At 70.7% G+C, this 17656-nt stretch carries 12 protein-coding genes; 7 read left to right on the forward strand and 5 right to left on the reverse strand.

Annotation, left to right across the window (positions count from 1 at the left end):
• Window positions 1–64 precede the first annotated feature (64 nt).
• The 4 genes from ACGFNN_RS23785 to ACGFNN_RS23800 are packed head-to-tail and all read left to right on the forward strand — an operon-like array spanning window position 65 to window position 5227.
• Complete coding sequence (locus ACGFNN_RS23785; protein WP_393558732.1) at window positions 65–1354, forward strand: ATP-grasp domain-containing protein; 1290 nt, start codon at window positions 65–67, stop codon at window positions 1352–1354.
• Window positions 1351–2499: a GNAT family N-acetyltransferase gene (locus ACGFNN_RS23790; RefSeq protein ID WP_393558734.1), complete on the forward strand. Its 1149-nt coding sequence runs from the start codon at window positions 1351–1353 to the stop codon at window positions 2497–2499. The genes ACGFNN_RS23785 and ACGFNN_RS23790 overlap by 4 nt, the downstream gene beginning before the upstream one ends.
• Window positions 2496–4199, forward strand: coding sequence for an ABC transporter substrate-binding protein (locus tag ACGFNN_RS23795; RefSeq protein ID WP_393558736.1), 1704 nt, complete (start codon window positions 2496–2498; stop codon window positions 4197–4199). Before ACGFNN_RS23790 ends, ACGFNN_RS23795 begins: the two co-directional genes overlap by 4 nt.
• Entirely contained in the window at window positions 4196–5227 is a 1032-nt protein-coding gene (locus ACGFNN_RS23800) for a GNAT family N-acetyltransferase (protein WP_393558738.1), read from the forward strand. Before ACGFNN_RS23795 ends, ACGFNN_RS23800 begins: the two co-directional genes overlap by 4 nt.
• Here the strand turns inward: ACGFNN_RS23800 and ACGFNN_RS23805 are convergent.
• The 4 genes from ACGFNN_RS23805 to ACGFNN_RS23820 are packed head-to-tail and all read right to left on the reverse strand — an operon-like array spanning window position 5179 to window position 8946.
• Window positions 5179–6168 carry an EamA family transporter gene (locus tag ACGFNN_RS23805; RefSeq protein ID WP_393558740.1) on the reverse strand — a complete coding sequence of 330 codons (990 nt, stop codon included), beginning with the start codon at window positions 6166–6168 and terminating at the stop codon, window positions 5179–5181. The genes ACGFNN_RS23800 and ACGFNN_RS23805 overlap by 49 nt on opposite strands.
• Complete coding sequence (locus tag ACGFNN_RS23810; RefSeq protein WP_393558742.1) at window positions 6165–7469, reverse strand: Cpe/LpqF family protein; 1305 nt, start codon at window positions 7467–7469, stop codon at window positions 6165–6167. The genes ACGFNN_RS23805 and ACGFNN_RS23810 overlap by 4 nt, the downstream gene beginning before the upstream one ends.
• A gap of 35 nt (window positions 7470–7504) precedes the next feature.
• On the reverse strand, window positions 7505–7717 hold the full coding sequence (locus ACGFNN_RS23815) for a ferredoxin (RefSeq protein ID WP_393558744.1): 213 nt from the start codon (window positions 7715–7717) through the stop codon (window positions 7505–7507).
• Entirely contained in the window at window positions 7714–8946 is a 1233-nt protein-coding gene (locus ACGFNN_RS23820; RefSeq protein ID WP_393558746.1) for a cytochrome P450, read from the reverse strand. Before ACGFNN_RS23820 ends, ACGFNN_RS23815 begins: the two co-directional genes overlap by 4 nt.
• A 246-nt stretch (window positions 8947–9192) precedes the next feature.
• On the opposite strand from ACGFNN_RS23820, the gene ACGFNN_RS23825 reads away from it, so the two are divergent.
• Together ACGFNN_RS23825 and ACGFNN_RS23830 are read left to right on the forward strand one after the other, a co-directional pair.
• The gene (locus ACGFNN_RS23825) at window positions 9193–9936 is read left to right on the forward strand and encodes an SDR family oxidoreductase (protein WP_393558748.1); all 744 of its coding nucleotides are present in this window, start codon (window positions 9193–9195) and stop codon (window positions 9934–9936) included.
• Window positions 9937–10131: 195 nt separating this feature from the next.
• Complete coding sequence (locus tag ACGFNN_RS23830; RefSeq protein ID WP_393558750.1) at window positions 10132–11604, forward strand: LysR family transcriptional regulator; 1473 nt, start codon at window positions 10132–10134, stop codon at window positions 11602–11604.
• A gap of 50 nt (window positions 11605–11654) precedes the next feature.
• Here the strand turns inward: ACGFNN_RS23830 and ACGFNN_RS23835 are convergent, their stop codons facing one another.
• Window positions 11655–13316 carry an ABC transporter substrate-binding protein gene (locus ACGFNN_RS23835; protein ID WP_393558752.1) on the reverse strand — a complete coding sequence of 554 codons (1662 nt, stop codon included), beginning with the start codon at window positions 13314–13316 and terminating at the stop codon, window positions 11655–11657.
• A gap of 308 nt (window positions 13317–13624) precedes the next feature.
• Between ACGFNN_RS23835 and ACGFNN_RS23840 the strand changes: the two genes are divergently transcribed.
• Window positions 13625–17611: a NocE gene (locus ACGFNN_RS23840; RefSeq protein WP_393558754.1), complete on the forward strand. Its 3987-nt coding sequence runs from the start codon at window positions 13625–13627 to the stop codon at window positions 17609–17611.
• Window positions 17612–17656: the final 45 nt, after the last annotated feature.

A 17656-nucleotide genomic window follows, 5' to 3' on the forward strand; every position in this document is an offset into this window, starting at 1 on the left:
CGGTTCACCGAATCCCCGGAACCCGAACCGGTCGATTGCACATCACCCACACGGGAGGCGTCCGATGACAACACCTCTGGCCGACTACGCGCAGTTCGCCGGAAAGCGGATCGCGATCGTCGAGCACATGCAGAACCACCCGTTCGTCCTGGGGCTGCGTCAGGCGCAGGAGCACGGCCTCGAGGTGTGGCTGTTGACGGGTGACCGGTCCTGGTACACCCACGGACACGACTGGGACACCCATCCGCTGGCCATCGTGGACCGGGTGATCGACGTCGACACCACCGACCTCGACGCCGTCCTCTCCGTCGTCACCGGCGAGGACGGTACGTCCCTGGTGGACGGGCTCACCTCGTTCTCCGACTACCACACGGAGCTCGCGGCGCAGGCGGCCCGGCGTCTAGGACTGCCAGGTCCCGACCCCGAGGCCGTACGCACCGCCAACATCAAGGACCAGCTGCGGATCGCACTGGGCGACCAGCCGTTCAACATCCCTCACGTGCTGGTCGGCCACCGGGGTCAGCTCGACGAGGCGGCGCGCAGGCTGGGCTTCCCGATGATCGCCAAGCCCCCTGCCGAGGCGATCAGTTACGGGGTCCGCAGGGTCGACGACATGGCCGAGCTGATCGAAGCGTGGGAGGAGCTGTCGGCCGTCCGCCACAGCCTGCGCGGACAGCCCCGGAGCGGCGACGTCCTGCTGGAGCAGTACGTCGAGGGCGAGGAGGTGAGCGTGGAGACGATGACCGTGGACGGGCACACCCATGTCTTCGGCGTCACCTCGAAGGACCTCTTCGGGGACCCGGCGTACATCGAGTGCGGGCACACCTTCCCCGTGCCCCTGTCCGACGACGAGCGTGACGAGCTGTACTCGGTGGTCCGCTCGACACTGGAGATGATCGGCTACCGGCACGGCCCCTGCCACACCGAGGTACGGCGCACCGAGTCCGGCTGGCGCATCATCGAGGCCAACCCCCGTACCCCGTCCAGCTGCATGACGATGCTGGTCACCGATGTCACCGGCCGCAGCCCGATCCTGGACGCCTGGCTGCTCGCCATCGGCGTCACCCCGCCGATCGAACCGGTGATCCACCGCGGCGGGGCCGCCGTTCGCATGATCTACCCGACGCGGCGAGGGACCCTGTCGCACATCGACGGGCTGGAGGCCGCGGCGGCCGTGGAGGGCGTCCAGGTACTCCTGCACGTCGAGAAGGGTGACCATCTGCTGCAGCGGATGGACAACTCCTCATGCGTCGGCTTCACCTACTGCAACGGCCCCGACCGGGTCGCGGCCCAGGAACTCGCCGACAAGGCAGCCGCGTTGCTCGACTTCGTCGTCGAGGAAGACCTCCGGTGAGCCCGTATACCGGTCCTGACGGGGTACGGGCGATCGCGGAGGCGGCCGGGCTGGAGGCGGCGGGGTGGGACTCGCTGCTGGGGGCGGAGGACTTCTTCCAGACCCCACGGTGGCTCACCGTGCAGGAGCACAACTCCGGTACGGCCATGGACTTCCTGGTGCGTGAACGGGAAGGGACCCCGGTCGCCGGGCTGGTCACCGCCTGGGCCGACACCTCCGTCGCCTGGCTGCTCGCCCGTCCGGACGCCATGCTGGGACGGGCTCTGGAGCAGGAGGTACCGGAGGCCGCCGACGTACTGCGTGAGGTGGCGGGGGGCGACCCCGACCGGCTCCTGCCCTCCCTCGTGTGCGGCGGCCGGCACCTGGGGCGTACCCGGACCCTGGCCTCGCCCGACGCGACCGGGGAGGATCTCGCGGCGCTGCTGGACAGGGCCGAGGAGATGGCGGCGGAGCGCGGGGCGGCGACCGTCTGCTTCCCTCATGTCGATGTGCGCGACACCGCCCTGGTGACCCTGCTGGAGGACCGCGGTTACCGGCATCACCCGTCGGACCACTACGCGTGGCTGGACATTCCGCCCGGCGGATTCGAGCAGTTCGTCGACGAGATGAGCGCGCACCGGCGCCGCAGGGTGCGTCTGGAGCGCCGGGCACTCGCGGAGGCGGGCGTCGAGGTGAGTGTCGAGCCGCTGACCCAGCGGTTGTGCCCGCGTCTGGGGCAGCTCGACGCCAACCTCCTGCGCAAGTACGGCAATCCGGCCAGTGACGAGGGCTCGGCGCGCATGATCGGCAGAATCGCGGAGATCATGGGCGACGACGTCCTGGTGTCGGTGGCCCGTCAACGCGGCACCATCATCGGGTTCGGCATGCAGCTCCGGTCCCGGGCCCGCGGGGAGGAGCAGTGGTACGGCCACCGGGCCGGCTTCGACTACGAGGCCCAGGGCAAGCTGCCGCTCTACTACGACGTCCTCTACTACGAGGTGCTGGACGCCGCGGCGAAGGAGGGCGCGACCGTCCTGCACGCGGGGATCGGCAGCGTCGCGGCGAAGCTGGCGCGCGGCTGCAAGGCCAGTGAGCAGCGCTCCTACCTGCTCCCGGTCCCCCGTTCCGGGGGACCCGACGACGACCGGAAGGAGAACGGCCGATGAGCGGGGTCGACGACCTCCAGGAAGGTCCCGGATGGAACGCCGCCGTAGGCGCGGTCGTCAACCCGTCGGGCCGACGCGGAGGAACTCTGCGGCTCGTCTCCTCCGCCGGCGTCGACTCGCTCGATCCCGCGCGGACGTACTACGTCTGGGTATGGCTGCTCCAGCGTCTGCTCAACCGGACGCTGATGGCCTACCCCACCGACCCGGGCCCGGCGGGGCTGGTCCCGGTACCCGATCTCGCCGAGGCGCCCGGCGAGTCGAGCGACGGCAACCGCACATGGACCTACCGGCTCCGTGAGGGCGTCCGGTTCGACGACGGCACACCGGTGACCTCGGCCGACGTGCGGTACGCCGTCGAGCGGATCTTCGCCCAGGACGTACTGCCCGGCGGCCCCACCTACCTGGTGCCTCTGCTGGACGACCCCGGCCGCCCGTACGCCGGGCCCTACCGGGACGGCGGGGACGGGCTGCCGGCGGTGTCCACCCCGGATCCGCGCACGATCGTCTTCCGGCTGCGCGCTCCCTTCTCCGACTTCGACCATCTGATGGCACAGCCCTGTGTCTCCCCGGTGCCCCGGCGCTCCGACACCGGGGCAGGCTACGGTGACGACCCGCGCTGCACCGGGCCCTACCGGATCGCTCTGCACCGGCCGGGCAGCAGGCTCGTGCTGGAACGCAACCCGCACTGGGACCGGGCCACCGATCCGGTGCGGCCCGCGTTGCCGGACCGGGTGGACGTCACGATGGGTCTCGGCCTCGACGAGATGGACGAGCGTCTGACGGCCGGGGAGTTCGACATCAACCTGGAGGGCCGGGGCCTTCAGCACGCCGCCCAGAGTCGTCTCGCGACCGACGCCGTGCTGCGCTCGCGCACCGACAACCCGAGGACGAGCTTCCTGCACTTCGTCTCCCTCCAGCCGCACATCCCGCCCTTCGACAACGTGCACGTGCGGCGGGCCGTTCACTACGCGGCCGACAAGATCCTGCTCCAGGAGGCCCGCGGCGGTCCGGTCACCGGGGGCGACCTGACCACCGCGCTCTTCCCTCCCAGGCTCCCCGCCCATCAGCCGCTGGACCGGTATCCGACCGGTCCGGACCTGCGCGGCGACCTCGACGCCGCGCGCGCCGAGCTGCGGGCCGCCGGACTGCCCGACGGCTTCGACGCCGTCATCGGCACCCAGCGCGGGAAGTTCCGGATGGTGGCCGACGCGGTCGTGGAGTCGGTCGCACGGGTCGGTATCCGGCTCACCGTCAAGGAACTCGACGTGGCGACGTACTTCAGTCAGGGTGCGGGGTCACCGGAGACGATCCGCAAGCACGGCCTCGGCATGATCGTCACCGACTGGGGTGCCGACTTCCCCACCGAGTACGGATTCCTGGCACCTCTGGTCGACGGCAGACTGATCCGCCCCGGCGGTGGGAACTGGAACATCGCCGAGCTCGACGACCCGAAGGTCAACGATCTGATCGACACCGGACTGCACACCGCCGACCCGGCCGCCCGCACGGAGCTGTGGCGCGAGGTCGAGCGCCGGGTCATGGACCACGCGGTCATCCTTCCGCTGGTCCACGACAAGACCCTGCACTACCGGGGTCCCCGGACCACCGGCGTCTACGTACACCCCGCCTTCGGCCTGTACGACATCCAGGCCATGGGCGTCACCGACACCCTCAGCGACCGGGAGAACGACACCGAATGAACAGCACAGCAGCGGACCTCCGTTTCGTCCCGCTGGACGCGGGCGACCCGGGCACGCTCGGCGCCTGGCTCCGGCTCACCGTGGACAGTGCCGAGTACGTGCCGCTGTCCTCCGCACCGCCCTGCGAGGCCGACCTCGCGGGCTCGGTTCGCTTCGCACCGCCGGACACCGTCCTGGTGGACGAGGTCGCCTTCCTGGACGGGGAAGCCGTCGGCGCGCTGCGGCTCGTGCTCCCGGACGGGGCACCGGTCGCCGTCGTCGACCAGTTGCTGACGGTTCCGAAGCTGCGCCGTCAGGGCATCGGCACCGCGCTGTTCCGGCGGGCACGACACCTGGCCGGGCAGCACGGGCGCGGTCTGCTGGTGGCCGATCTGGTCCAGGCGCTGCCGGGCGGACCTGTCCGGGACGAGGGTCCAGCGGCGTTCGCGGCGGCCGTGGGCGCGGCGCCCGCCGGCGGGCCGCAGGGGATCCACCAGTGGCTCGATCTGGACCGGCACGACCCGCTGGCCGGTGGCATACCCTCGGTCCCCGCCGGATACCGGCTCGAGCGGTGGGGGACGATCACTCCGGACGGTTTCGCGATCGCGGTGTCCGAGCTGGGCCAGTCGCTCGGCGAGAGCCGCCCGGAGACCTGGGACCAGGGGCCCGAAGCGGTCCACGCGAGCCATGTGCGGCGCTTCGAGCGGATGCGGGTGGGCCGTGGCAGGCGCGCCTATCACGTGGGCGCCGTCCACGAGAATTCCGGCGAACTGGCCGGCTTCACCAGTGTCTCGAAGACGACGGGCAACCCTGAGCACGCTCTCCAGGGCATGACCGTGGTGGCCCCCGCGCACCGGGGCCACCACCTGGGGCTTCTGCTGAAGCTCGCCAACCTCGCCCACGTCCTGGAGTACGAACCGAGGGTGCGGCTGATCGAGACGGCCAACGCGGACGACAACCGGCCGATGATCGCCCTCAACGAGGCGATGGGCTTCGCCCCTCAGGAGCGCTGGGTTCCCTGGGAGGCTCCCGTGGACCCCGCGGCCTGACCGCCGGGCGGCAGCCCCCCGCTCCCCTCAGGGGTACGGGGGGCTGCCGCCGGGTCCGTCCCCCGCCGTAGGAAGGCGGGGAGCCATCCCGTACCGAGCAGCACCCCCGCGACCACCGCGGCGGCGCCGGCGAGCGCCCATCCGGTGGGTGTCTCGTCGAGGGCCAGCCAGGCGCCCGCGATCCCGACGACCGGCACCAGCATCGAGAACGGCGCCACCACTCCCGCCGGGTAGCGCTTGAGCAGGGCGGTCCAGATGCCGGAGCCGACGACGCTGCCGAGCAGCGCGATGTAGACGAGAGCGACCAGGCCGGGCCAGCCGTCGGGGCCGAAGGACTCTGCGAGTGCGCGCCATCCCGTGGCGGGGCCCTCCTTGACGGCGGACAGCGCGAGCAGCGGGACCGGCGGTACCACGGCCATCCACAGGGCGAAGCGGAGCGGGTACCGGGGCTTGGCCTGCCGGCTCGCCAGATTGCCGACGGCCCAGCCGACCGCCGCCAGCACGGTCAGGGTGAGCGGCAGGAGCGGTGCCGTGCGCGCCCGGTCCACCGCGATCACGGCCATGCCGAGCACCGCGATCCCGATGCCCGCCAGTTGACGTCCGGTGACCCGCTCGCGGAGCAGCAGCGCCCCCAGCAGCACGGTGAACGGCGCCGAGGCCTGCACGACCACGGACGCCAGTCCTGAGGGCATGCCCTGGTCGATGGCGAGGAAAAGCAGGCCGAACTGGGCGACACCGAAGCCGAGTCCGTACCCGAGCAGCCAGCGCACCGGGACCTCGGGGCGTGGCACGAACAGGACCACCGGTACCGCGAGCACCAGATAGCGCAGCGCCGCCAGGAAGAAGGGCGGGAAGTGGTCGAGACCGACGCGGACAGCGAGGAAGTTGAGTCCCCACAGCACGGCGACGAGCACCGCCAGGGAGCGGTCCCGGGCGGTCATCGCGCGTGACCGGAGAGCAGTCCGGACTCGATGACGCGGGCGCCCATCCCCCTGAGGAACTGCCCGTCCCCGATGAGTTTCTGCTCGTCGGCGCACTGCTGGAGCACCACGGTGTACCGCACGCCGTCGGGGTCCTCGAGCAGCCAGCAGAACATCATCACCCCGGGGCAGGAACCGCCCTTGAACACGACGCGGGGCCAGTGCGCCTGGTCGACGGGTACGCCCGGATAGGCCGTCAGGATCTCCTCGACGACCCCGCTCGCGTCCTGTACACCGTCCTCCGCGAGGAGGGTCAGCACCCGTTGGACGTCCCAGGCGCTCATGTGCCAGTCCAGGCCGAGCCGGTGGACGGTGGGGCCGAGGTCCGACCCCCGTACGGTCAGCGGGCCCGCGACCGTGTCCAGGAGTTCCCTGCGGCCCGCCTCGTCGGCGTCCACCCAGGCGGCGCGGAGCCGCGGGTCGCCCCAGCCGATCTCGAAGATCTCATGACTCGTCAGAAAGGGTCGCAAGAGAGCGGGTTGGGCGTGTCCACCGGCCGCGACGGCCTGTTCCACAGCATCCCGTCCGAGCAGGTCCTGGATCAGGTCGGCGGCCGTGTTGTCGCTCATCGCGATCATCTTGTACGCGGTCTCGCGCACCGGGACCCGGGTACCGTCGGGGAGTTCCTGCATGTCGCCGGTGGGCAGGCTGCGAAGGGCGGGTGTCACGGTCACCTCGTCGTCCCACCGGACGGTGCCGGCGGTGACCGCCTCGGCGAGTGCGCGCATCAGATACAGCTTGTACGAGGAGCCGTTGGGCATGGGCCGGTCGGCGTCCTTGGTGTACAGCGTGCTGGTCCGCTCTCCTGCCGTGCGGGTCACGAGAGCCGACCAGGTGACCCCTGGCTGTTCCATCGCGCGCGCCAGGTCGTCCCAGTCCCGCACGGGCGGTGTCACCACCTCCGGTCCCAGGTGCAGTACCCGGATCAGGCCGGACGAGTCGAGTGTGAGGGACAGAGTGGAGCGGACCCCCGAGGGGGTCTCCAGGGTCACCCAGGACTTGTGGGCCACCGCTTGGTAGTCGGCGACGGTGAACGGGCCGAGGCCGCGCCACTGTTCGACGGTGGCGGCGAAGCCCTGCGGGTGCCGGGCGAGGAAGACGGGCACGAAGTGCGCGGCGAAATCCTCTTCCCGGGGAGGCTCGGCGGCGGTGAGCAGGTCCACCGCCCAGCCGGTACTCCGCCCGAGGGGACTGGTGTCCGCGCCGAGCAGGGACCGCGCGTCCTCGTCCGCGGTCGCGTCGGGTCCGGGCAGATCGATCATCATCGCTCCTCGACGGCTGTCGCCGCCCGTTGATGTCAGTCCTCTGTGACGGTGATGGCGGAACACGGGCAGAGGTCGGCGCAGAGCCGGACCGCCTCGTGCAGTGCGGGCGGGGGCTCGGCCCGGAGCAGGACCACCGTGCCGCTCTCCGGGTCCTGGTCGAAGACCTCGGGTTCGGTCGCCGCGCACCGGCCCATGGCGCAGCAGGCGTCCGTGTCCACGGACACGGTCAGCCGGCCGGGGCTCACCAGGTCACCGGGAGCGCGCCGAGCCCGTAGCTGGACACCTCGTGGCGGAAGTCCAGTTCGCCGGAGGGAACGGCCAGCCGGGCACCTGGCATCCACCGCAGCACGGCCGCCAGCATCTCCTCCAGCTCCACCTTGGCCAGCCACTGCCCCAGGCACTGGTGGATGCCGTGGCCGAACGCCAGGTGACGGCGGGCGTCCCGGCCGGGGTCCAGGGTGTCGGGGGACGGGAAGACCGAGGAGTCCCGGTTGCCCGCGGACAGCGACACGACCACACCCTCACCGGCCCTGATCGTCACGTCGCCGAGTTCCACGTCCTCGAGCGCCGCGCGTGCGAGGCCGTTCTGCACGATGGAGTGGTAGCGCAGCAGTTCCTCCACCGCCTTGGGAAGCAGCTCCGGTTCCTTGGCCAGCGTGTCCGCCAGGGCCTGGTCGGTGACCAGGCTCAGCAGGCTCAGACTCGCCTGGCTGGTCGTCGTCCCGTGGCCCGCGACCAGCAGCAGCCGGCACATCGGGACCATCTCCTCGACGGTGAGCCGGCCCTTGCGTACCTGGTCGACGACCAGTCGGCCGAGCAGGTCGTCGCCCGGTTCCGGCATCGCCAGGCGTTCCTCGACGACATCGCGCAGCAGGCCGTCCAGTTCGTCGCGGGCCGCGGCCACCTGTTCGGGCCGGTAGCCGCGGTCGATGAGGATGCCCGCGCGGTTCTCGATCAGTTCGCGCTGCTCGTCGGAGACACCGAACAGCAGGGCGATCACGCGTGAGGGCACCGGGATGGTCAGCCCGCGCACCAGGTCCACGGGGCGCTCGCCCTTGACGAGTTCGCCCAGCATCTCGTCGAGGTGCTCGCGCAGCAGCGGCCGCATCGCCTCGGCTCTGGCGTGCAGGAAGTCCCGGGTGAGCATCGACCGCAGCCGCGAGTGGTCGGGGTCGTCCATGCGGATGAAGGAGGCGGTGTGCGGCTTGTCGCGGACGAGGACCGAGGTGGTCGTCATCATGGGAAAGCCGGGGGCGCTGGTCACCGCGGTGAACCGGCGGTCCGCCAGGACCGCGCGCGCGTGCTGGTGCGCCGTCACCAGCCATACCTGGCCGCCGTCCCACATCGTGATGCGGCTCGCGGCCGGGCCTGACCGCAGGAGGGCGAGCGGTGGAGGCGGATCGATCGGGGAGACGCGCTCCATCGGGTAGGACGGGGAGTCCGTCACCTTCGGGGATGCTGCGTCCTGCGTCATGTGGTCCCACCTATCGCTGCACGGGCATGCCGACGTGAAGTAGCGGCCCCATCCTCACCGTCCACGGTGCGGCCTCCCCCGGGCGCAGGACCGACCCGCATAACGAGCCGCCGACGCACATAACCCCGGCGGCCGTTGCCGCTCACCAGCGCGGCCCACGGCTGGTACTTTCGGCCGCGCCGTACCGTCGGACAAGCCTTCGGCCGGGTCCCCGCTCCGGCCCAACACCCCGGGAACGAGGAACACATGAGTTCATCGCTAGAGGGAAAAGTCGCACTCGTCACGGGAGCGGGATCCGGAATCGGCCGGGCGACGGCTCTCGCCCTCGCGGAGGCAGGGGCCTCGGTCGCGATCGCCGGGCGGCGCGTCGAGCGTCTCGAGGAGCTGAGCGGCGAACTGACGGCCGCGGGCGCCGCGGTCCAGGTCCTCCAGCTCGACGTGACCGACGAACAGGCCGTGGCCGCGGCCGTGCGCTCCACGGTCGACGCGCTCGGGCGGCTGGACATCCTGGTGAACAACGCCGGGCTGATGCTCCTGGGTCCGGTGGAGGACGCCGACACCACGGACTGGACCCGGATGATGGACACCAACGTCATGGGCCTGATGTACATGACCCACGCCTCGCTCCCGGAACTGATCAGGAACCAGGGCACGATCGTCCAGATCTCGTCCATCGCCGCCCGCGTCGTTGGGCGCGGCAGCGCGGTCTACAACGCGAGCAAGTTCGCCGTGAACGGGTTCAGCGAGGGACTGCGCCAGGAGGTCACCGAGCGCGGGGTGCGCGTGGTCGTCATCGAGCCCGGCACGGTGGAGACCGAGTTGCGCGACCACATCACGCACGCCCCGTCCAAGGCAGCCATCAGTGAACGGGTCGCGAAGATACGGCAGTTGCAGAGCGAGGACATCGCGGCGGCGGTCCTGTACGCCGTCACCGCACCCCCGCACGCCACGGTGAACGAGATCTTCATCCGTCCCACCGACCAGGCCTGAGGCACAGCCCCGGCGGGCACCGCGTCGCGCGGTGTCCGCCTTCGTGCTGTCCGGGGCCGCCCTGTCCGCCGTCGTGCGGTCCGGGGTCACCTCGGGTGAGAGGAGCGAGCGAAGAGAACGCCTGCCTAACGTGAGCCGCAACAGGCCGTCACAGGTGAAGAAGAGGCGTCATCCATTACCGTAAGGAAGCCGTCCGTGCCTTCTGCGATACACGTGCCCTCCGTCCCCCACCGGTCGACGCGGTTGCCCCTCTCCCGTCCTGATCTGCGGCTGCTCGACGCGATCGGACAGTGTGGCGACCTCGCCGAGGCGGCCCGCAGGTCGGGGCTGAGAGCGCCGGCAGCCCTGCGAAGGCTGGACCGGCTGGACGAGGCGACCGGGATGCGCCTGACGCTGCGGGACGCGTGTGTCGCCCGGCTCAGTCCGGACGGTGCCCGGCTGCTCGTCGCCGGACGCCGCTTCTTCCGTCAGGTCGACCAGGCCGTCCAGACCGAGATCTACGGGCGTGGATCCGAGGCCCTGAACGCGCCGCGCGTCCTGAACATCGCGACCGCGGAGCCGCTGATGGAGGATCTGGTCGAGGACGCGGCCGACACGTTGGGCATCCTCCTCTCGGTCAGTCACGACACTCCGCGCCAGGTCCTCCAGCAGCTCGCCGGCTACCGGGTGGACGCCGCGCACATCTGGGGGGTGGAAGGCCTCCCGCAAGCGGTCGACCGCACGGTGCGGGTGTTCGAGGTCCTGGACGATCCGCTCTGGGTCACGCTTCCCCTGGGGCACCCCCTGGCCGGACGTGACAGGGTCTCGCTCGCCGATCTCCGGGAGGAGAACTGGGTTTCCGAGGCGGGGCCGCGAGCCGAGGTCCTGGTGAGCCGGGTCTACCAGCAGGCCGGTCTCACTCCCCCGTCCCGCATTCAGGTCACCGGTGCTTCGGTGGCCCGGGGGATGCTGCGGAGGGGCGACGCGATCGGGCTGGGCTCCCCGGCCTGCCCGGCCGTCTTCGCTCCGTCACTGGTGCGCCGGTCCCTGGTGGAGCGGCCGCGGCGGGCGGCGGGGCTGCTCGTCGATCCCGCCGTCGTGCCCGGGGCACTGGCGCAACAGCTCGCCTCGCTGCTCACGGCCCGCTGTCTGACCAGGTTCACGGAGCAGCACGAGGACATGCTGGCCGACCCGTGGTGGGCCGACTGGCTGAAGGGGCAGCAGAAGCTGCTGAAGGTTCGTACCGACGCGGCACATAGTCTCCAGTCGCCGCCGGCGCTGCCCGACGAGTCGGTCCAGGTCGATGTGGAGGACCTGCATCTCCTGCGTGCGGTGGCCGATCACGGAAGCATCAACCGCGCGGCGGCCGTGCTGTCCATCAGCCAGTCCGCGCTCACCCGGCGCATCCATCGCCTCGAACTCCGCCTCGGCGCACGCCTGCTGGTACGCAGCTCGCGGGGGACGGACCTGACGGTACCGACCCGTCAGTTCCTGTCCAGGCTGGCCTGCTTCGAGTCCGAGCTGCTCGCCGTGGGTATCACCGGCACGGCGGACCGCCTGCCCTCAGGTGATCCTGGCGGGCCTCTCCCGTCGCGCGCGTACCGGTCGCCCCGGACCTCCGGAGCGCGTCCGGGAAGGTCCCTGTCCGAGCGGCCCGCGGCCAGGCAGGCCGTCGCCGGGCGGAGCTGAACGCGGCGGGGTGCCGGTGGAGGTCCTCTCCACCGGCACCCCGGTCGCTGTCAGCGTGCGCCCAGCGCCACGTAGTCGTACATCCCGAAGGACCCCGTGACGAACACGTTGCGGGCGTCCGGGTGGCGGTAGAGCAGCGAACGCGGATAGAGGTAGGGCACGATCACCGCGTGGTCCATGGTCAGCCGGTCGATGCGGTGCCAGATGGCCGCGCGTTCCTCCGCGTCGCCGCTGACCGCTCCGCGGTCGAGCAGGTCGTTGATCTCCGGGTCGTCCAGCTCTCCCATGTTCTGGTTGCCGCGCTCCTTGATCGCGCGCCCGTCGACGATCTGCTGGAAGAAGCCGTAGCCGTCGGGGAAGTCGGCGCCCCAGCCGAACATGATGATCCCGATGCCGTGTTCACGCAGGTACTCGGGACTGCCTCCGTAGCGGTCGAAGTAGTCGCCGGACGGAAAGTCCAGCACCTCGGCGTCGATACCGACGCGGGCCAGTCCGGCCGCCAGCGCCTCGGCAGCCCGGTACTCCTTGAGCCGGTCCTTGCGGGCGGCGATCTTCGTCCTGAACCCGTCGGGCATTCCGGCCAGGGCCAGTTCGGCGCGGGCCGCCTCCAGGTCCCCGGTGCCGTCCTCGCCGACCGGGTAGCGGTCGAAGGGCTGGTAGCCGTCGATGGTCGGCGGAAGGATCGTGGTGGCGATGTCGCCGCCGACCGGGCCTCCGTAGGCCTCCTGCATCGCCGCCTTGTCGGTGGCGAACTGCACCGCCCTCCGGCAGTGCACGTTGTCGAACGGGGTGATCCGGCTGGACAGGCAGTAGATCCAGGTGAAGCCGGTCAGCGGGTTGTCCGCGTTCGCCTGGAGTGCCGGGTCCGCGAGGATGCGCTCCTGGGTGGCGGGCTGGACACCGAAGCCCGCGAGGTCGATGTGGGCCTCTCCGGAGAGCAGCATCAGGTCGACCTCGTGCGGGTCCTTGCCGAGGTGCACCTCGATGCGCTCGGCGCGCTGACGGCGCACCGGGTCGGTCTCGGGGTCCCAGTGCGGATTGCGCTCCAGCACGACGAGCGAACCGCGCTCGTAGGAGACGACGCGGTAGGGGCCGGTGGCCACCGGGCCGAGCCGGTAGCCGATGCCGGTGTCGCGCGCCTTCGGGACCGGGGTGGTGCTGGGCATGGTCGCCAGCAGGTCCATTCCCGCGAAGGGTTGGGTGAGCCTCAGGACCAGGGTGCGGTCGTCGGGGGTCTCGATCGTGAGGGGGCCGTCCACGTCGGGTTCCCGCCAGGGGCCGCCGTAGTCGGTGCCCAGCAGGTGACGGAAGTAGGTGGGGCCGACGCCCAGGACGTCCGTGCCGTAGTTACTCCTGGCTATGGCGTACTTGACGTCCGCCGCGGTCACCGGGGTGCCGTCCTCGTACCGCAGCCCCGGGCGCAGCCGGTACGTCCAGGTGCGCCCGCCGTCCGAGGCCTCGCCGAGTGATTCGGCCAGATCCGGGACGAGCCGCTGGCCGCCCTTGCCCGGCTCGGTGGCGAAGGTGACGAGCGTCCGGCCGATCAGACGCAAGAAGTTCCAGGTGTAGGCGTAGTACGTGTTGCCCGGGTCGAGCGAGTCGAAGTCGTCGGTTCGGACCAGACGGAGTGTCCCGCCCAGTGCGTCGGTCGGATCGACCACTGCGCCGACAGCGGCGTCGAAGCCGGTGGTGCCCGGCTGTTCGGTCTCCATGTCCCAGCCCTTCTCGCGGTGATTTCCGCGCCATTCTGCGGGTGTGAGGCGCCCCGTTCCGGAGTGTTCGAGCGTGGGCGCATAGCCGACGGCGGGTCGGTATAGCGGGAGAGAGGGCGAAGAGGGGGTGAAGAGCCCAGGCTGATTTGCTCGCGTCCCCCCACGCGCGAAGCGGACGTCCGCTTCCCCCGACGCGCGATGCGGATGTCCTGAGAGGCGAACCGAGCGTGCCCCGAAGAAAAAGATGGCATGTACCCGTCATAACCCTGGCGGCCACTGCCCTGCTGGCGGGATATCCGTCACTGTCGATGGCCAAGACCCCCGAGCCCCCCGCCGGAGCGGCCCAGGGGTGGACCGAGAAGGACAAGGCGGACGCGGCCGACCCCGGGCCTGCCGCGCTCCCGGAGGCCGTCCCCGCGAAAGAGCGCGCCGAGGTGCTCGGAGCCGGTTACCGCGACTCCGACGACCTGGCGTGGACCACCTCGGGTGACGCGACCGGCTTCCACGTCATGGTCGCCGCCGCCGACGACGGATACCGGTGGCGTACCGCCGCGACCCTGTCCGAGCCCGGCTTCGACACGGACACCTGGATCGGCAACGCCTGCCTCACCGCGTCAGGGAAGCGCGCCGCCGTCACCTACGCCCCCCGGACCTTCACCAACAAGCCCGCTCTGATGACGCGCGGCGCCTTCACCGCGATCGTCGACCTGACAACCGGCGCGGTCACCAAACTCCCCGTGCAGTCCAGCCTGAGCTACTTCTCGCCCGGCTGCGGCGCCACGGAGAAGGCGGTCTTCTCACAGTTCTCCGACGACGACTCGAAGCGCAACGAGACCCGCCTCATCGGTGTGGACACCGCGAGCGGCAAGGCGGCGAAGCCGCTGAAGCTGCCCGGTCAGGTCACCTCGGCCGTCCCGCTGAACGACGGCTACGCCGCCGCGCAGGGCGCCCGCCTGGTCGAGGTCGCCCCCTCCGGCGACGTACGCGTCGCCGCGCGCACCACCACCGTCCCGTTCCAGCTCACGGCGGCGGGCGACGGCTCGGTCGTCTACATCGACCGCACCGGGACGGCCCCGACCGCCAAGCAGCCGGCTGGCGAGCGGGCCGAGGTACGCAGGGCGCCCGCGGCGCTCTTCGGTGGCTCCCGGGCGACCGGCACCACACAGCGCGTGGCCACCGGCACCCTCACCGACTTCGACCTGGCCCGCTCGGCCCGCAGCGGCAAGGTGTACGTCACAGGCAAGGCCAAGGCGTCCGGCAGCCTGCCGGAGTCGGTACGCATGCCGGCCGGCGTGGCCAAGGACGCCGTCCTGTCCACGAGAGGCGAAGCCGCCGTCACCACCACGTGGGCCGACGGCAAGGACTCCCGGATCACACCGCAGGAGGCCGCCTCCGCGCGTACCGCCCGGACCCGGATGCAGGTGCTGGACACCGGACGCACCGTCACTCTGGACTCCCACCCCGGTACGACGATCGGCTCCACCGCGAAGACCGCCTCAGGCCTCGCCACGTCGCCGGCGCTGACCGGGGGCGGCTCGGCGACCGCCACGCCGAAGCTCGCCGCCGCCTCCCCGACCAACCCCGTGGAGGACGAGCGGTACTGCTCCGTCCCGCGCGGGGACGTCCGCAAGCAGGCGTTCCAGCCGACCCCGCGCCAGGTGGAGTGGGCGGTCGACCAGGCCGTCGTCGGCAAGCTGAACTCACACGTCTCGCGTCCGGCCAACTGGAAGAACACCGGGATGTCGGCGTACCAGCCCCAGTCCCTCTTCCCGCTCAAGACCATGGCCGGCGACCCCAACGGCGCCCCCGACGCGGCCGACGAGTACCACATCCCCGCGCAGGTCATGCTGGGCATCACCGCCCAGGAGTCGAACATGTGGCAGGCGACCCGCTTCGCGGTCCCGGGTGTCACGGCCAACACCCTCATCGGCAACTACTACGGCATCAGCTACGACTCCGACGGCGGCCAGAACGACCCCTGGGCCGTCAACTGGGCCTCCGCGGACTGTGGTTACGGCATCGTCCAGGTCACCGACGGCATGCGCAAGGCGGGCCACGAGAAGCCGGGCGAGACCGCGCTGTCGGTGCAGAAGCAGGAGGCGGTGGCCCTCGACTACACCGCCAACATCGCCGCCGGCGTCAACATCCTGGTCGACAAGTGGAACCAGACGTACGCCGCCGGAATGACCGTCAACGACGACGGTCCCTCCTACATCGAGAACTGGTTCTTCGCCCTCTGGGCGTACAACTCCGGCTTCTACCCGCAGTCCACTGCCGGTCAGCACGGTGGTCACTGGGGAGTCGGCTTCACCAACAACCCGGCCAACCCGTTGTGGAAGGCCAACCGCACCCCCTTCCTGGAGAGCGCGGCGGGCGGGGACGACTACTCGCACGCCGCCCACCCGCAGGACTGGCCCTACCAGGAGAAGGTGATCGGCTGGGCCGCCCGTCCGATCTCCGCGATGTTCGCCCCCGGTGACTTCCAGCCCGGCTACCGGGCCGCCTGGTGGACCGCCACGGACCAACGGACGCTGGCCAAGCCTCCGGTCGGCCTGTTCTGCGACACCTCCAACAACTGCGACCCCAGCAAGATCAAGGAGGGGGACACCGGCACCAACGGGGCCTGCCAGCTGAACAACCCGGCGGACGAGTTCTACCTGCACTGCTGGTGGAACAAGAAGGCCAGCTGGAAGAGCTGCGTGGGCGGCGCCTGCGGTTACGCCCTCCACCGCTTCGACGCGACCTACCCGGAACAGCCGGACGGCAACGCATACCCGCCCCGATGCTCCAGCGGCCTTCCGTCGGGTACGTACGTGATCGACGATGTGGCCTCCGGCGTCACCCCTGCCGGATCGTCCGGGCGAAGCTGCGGGGCGACCACGTCACCCGGGACGTTCGGCTTCACCTTCACGGCCGACGGCGCGAACTATCCGGGCAAGATCGACACCCATCAGATCGGAGCCGGCTACGGCAACCACTTCTGGTTCTCGCACACCCGGAACCAGGCGACCGCCGAAGGCGCGCGGCTGCGTACCACCGGCACCTGGACGCTGACCAACGGCATGACGGGCTGGGCCCGGGTCTGGGTGCACCTCCCCGACCACGGCGCCCACACCCGGCAGGCCTCGTACACCATCTCCGGGACGAACAGCACGAGTCCGGTGCGGGTGCACCCTCAGCGGGTCCTGGAGAACAAGTGGGTGTCCCTCGGGGTGTTCCAGTTCACCTCCACCCCGAAGATCTCACTGTCCACCCACTCGGCCGACGGCACCGGCTCCGAGGACGTCGCCTGGGACGCCGCCGGCTTCCAGAAGCTGTCGGGCAAGCCGAAGGACATGGTGGTCGCACTGGGCGACTCCTACTCCTCGGGTGAAGGGGCCTCGGCCTCGGGCGGGGTCGACTACTACAAGGAGACCAACTACCGCGACGAGAACAACCCCTCGACGCGCAACGCCTGCCACCGCTCGACCAAGGCCTGGTCGCGTCAGGCCACCATCCCGGGCAGGTCGGCCTCCGTGGGCTCCATGGACGACAGCCGCTCCGCGGCGATGGACTACCACCTGGTGGCCTGCTCCGGCGCCAGGACGTACAACATCGCGACCGTGGGTGAGAACGGTGAACTGCCGCAGCTGCAGAAGGGGTACCTCGACCAGAACACCACGCTGGTGACCATGTCCATCGGCGGCAACGACGCCCGGTTCGCCTACATCATCCAGAAGTGCATCTTCGGTGGCGTCGGCTGGCCGACGCTCTGCCAGGACCAGACGTTCGACGACGACGACAAGAACGTCGACGACGCCGCCTACCAGGGGCTGAAGATCGGAGTGGCGGCCGAACGCCTGGCCAAGGAACGGGTCCGGCCCGCCATCACCACGGCCTTGAAGAACATCGCGGCGAAGGCACCGAACGCCAAGATCGTCCTGATGGGGTACCCGCCTCTGCTCGAAGGCGTCGGGGGGTGCATCCCCGGCGTCGGAACCGAGGAGGCTCCCTGGCTCAACAGCATGGCGGGAACCCTGGCCACGGAGATGCAGGGCGCGGTGAACGACGCCAAGACCGCCGGGGTGAAGGCGTGGTTCTCCAACCCCGCCCAGAACTTCGCGGGCAAGGCCGTCTGCGGTGACCCCGAGCAGGTCCACGGGATCGTACTGGACCTCGTCGAGAGCGACGAGCCGGCGATCGACTGGCCGATCCTGCAACTCGGAGCCTCCGCCCAGTCCTTCCACCCGAAGATCGGTGGAGCCAGGCTGTACGCGGACTCCCTGGAGCGGACGATGGCAGGCATGGGTCTCTGACCCGGAACACCCGACAGGGTCCTCCCCTCCCGGGGAGGACCCTCC

The organism is Streptomyces sp. NPDC048590 (genome assembly GCF_043199535.1).
Classification (GTDB): Bacteria; Actinomycetota; Actinomycetes; order Streptomycetales; family Streptomycetaceae; genus Streptomyces.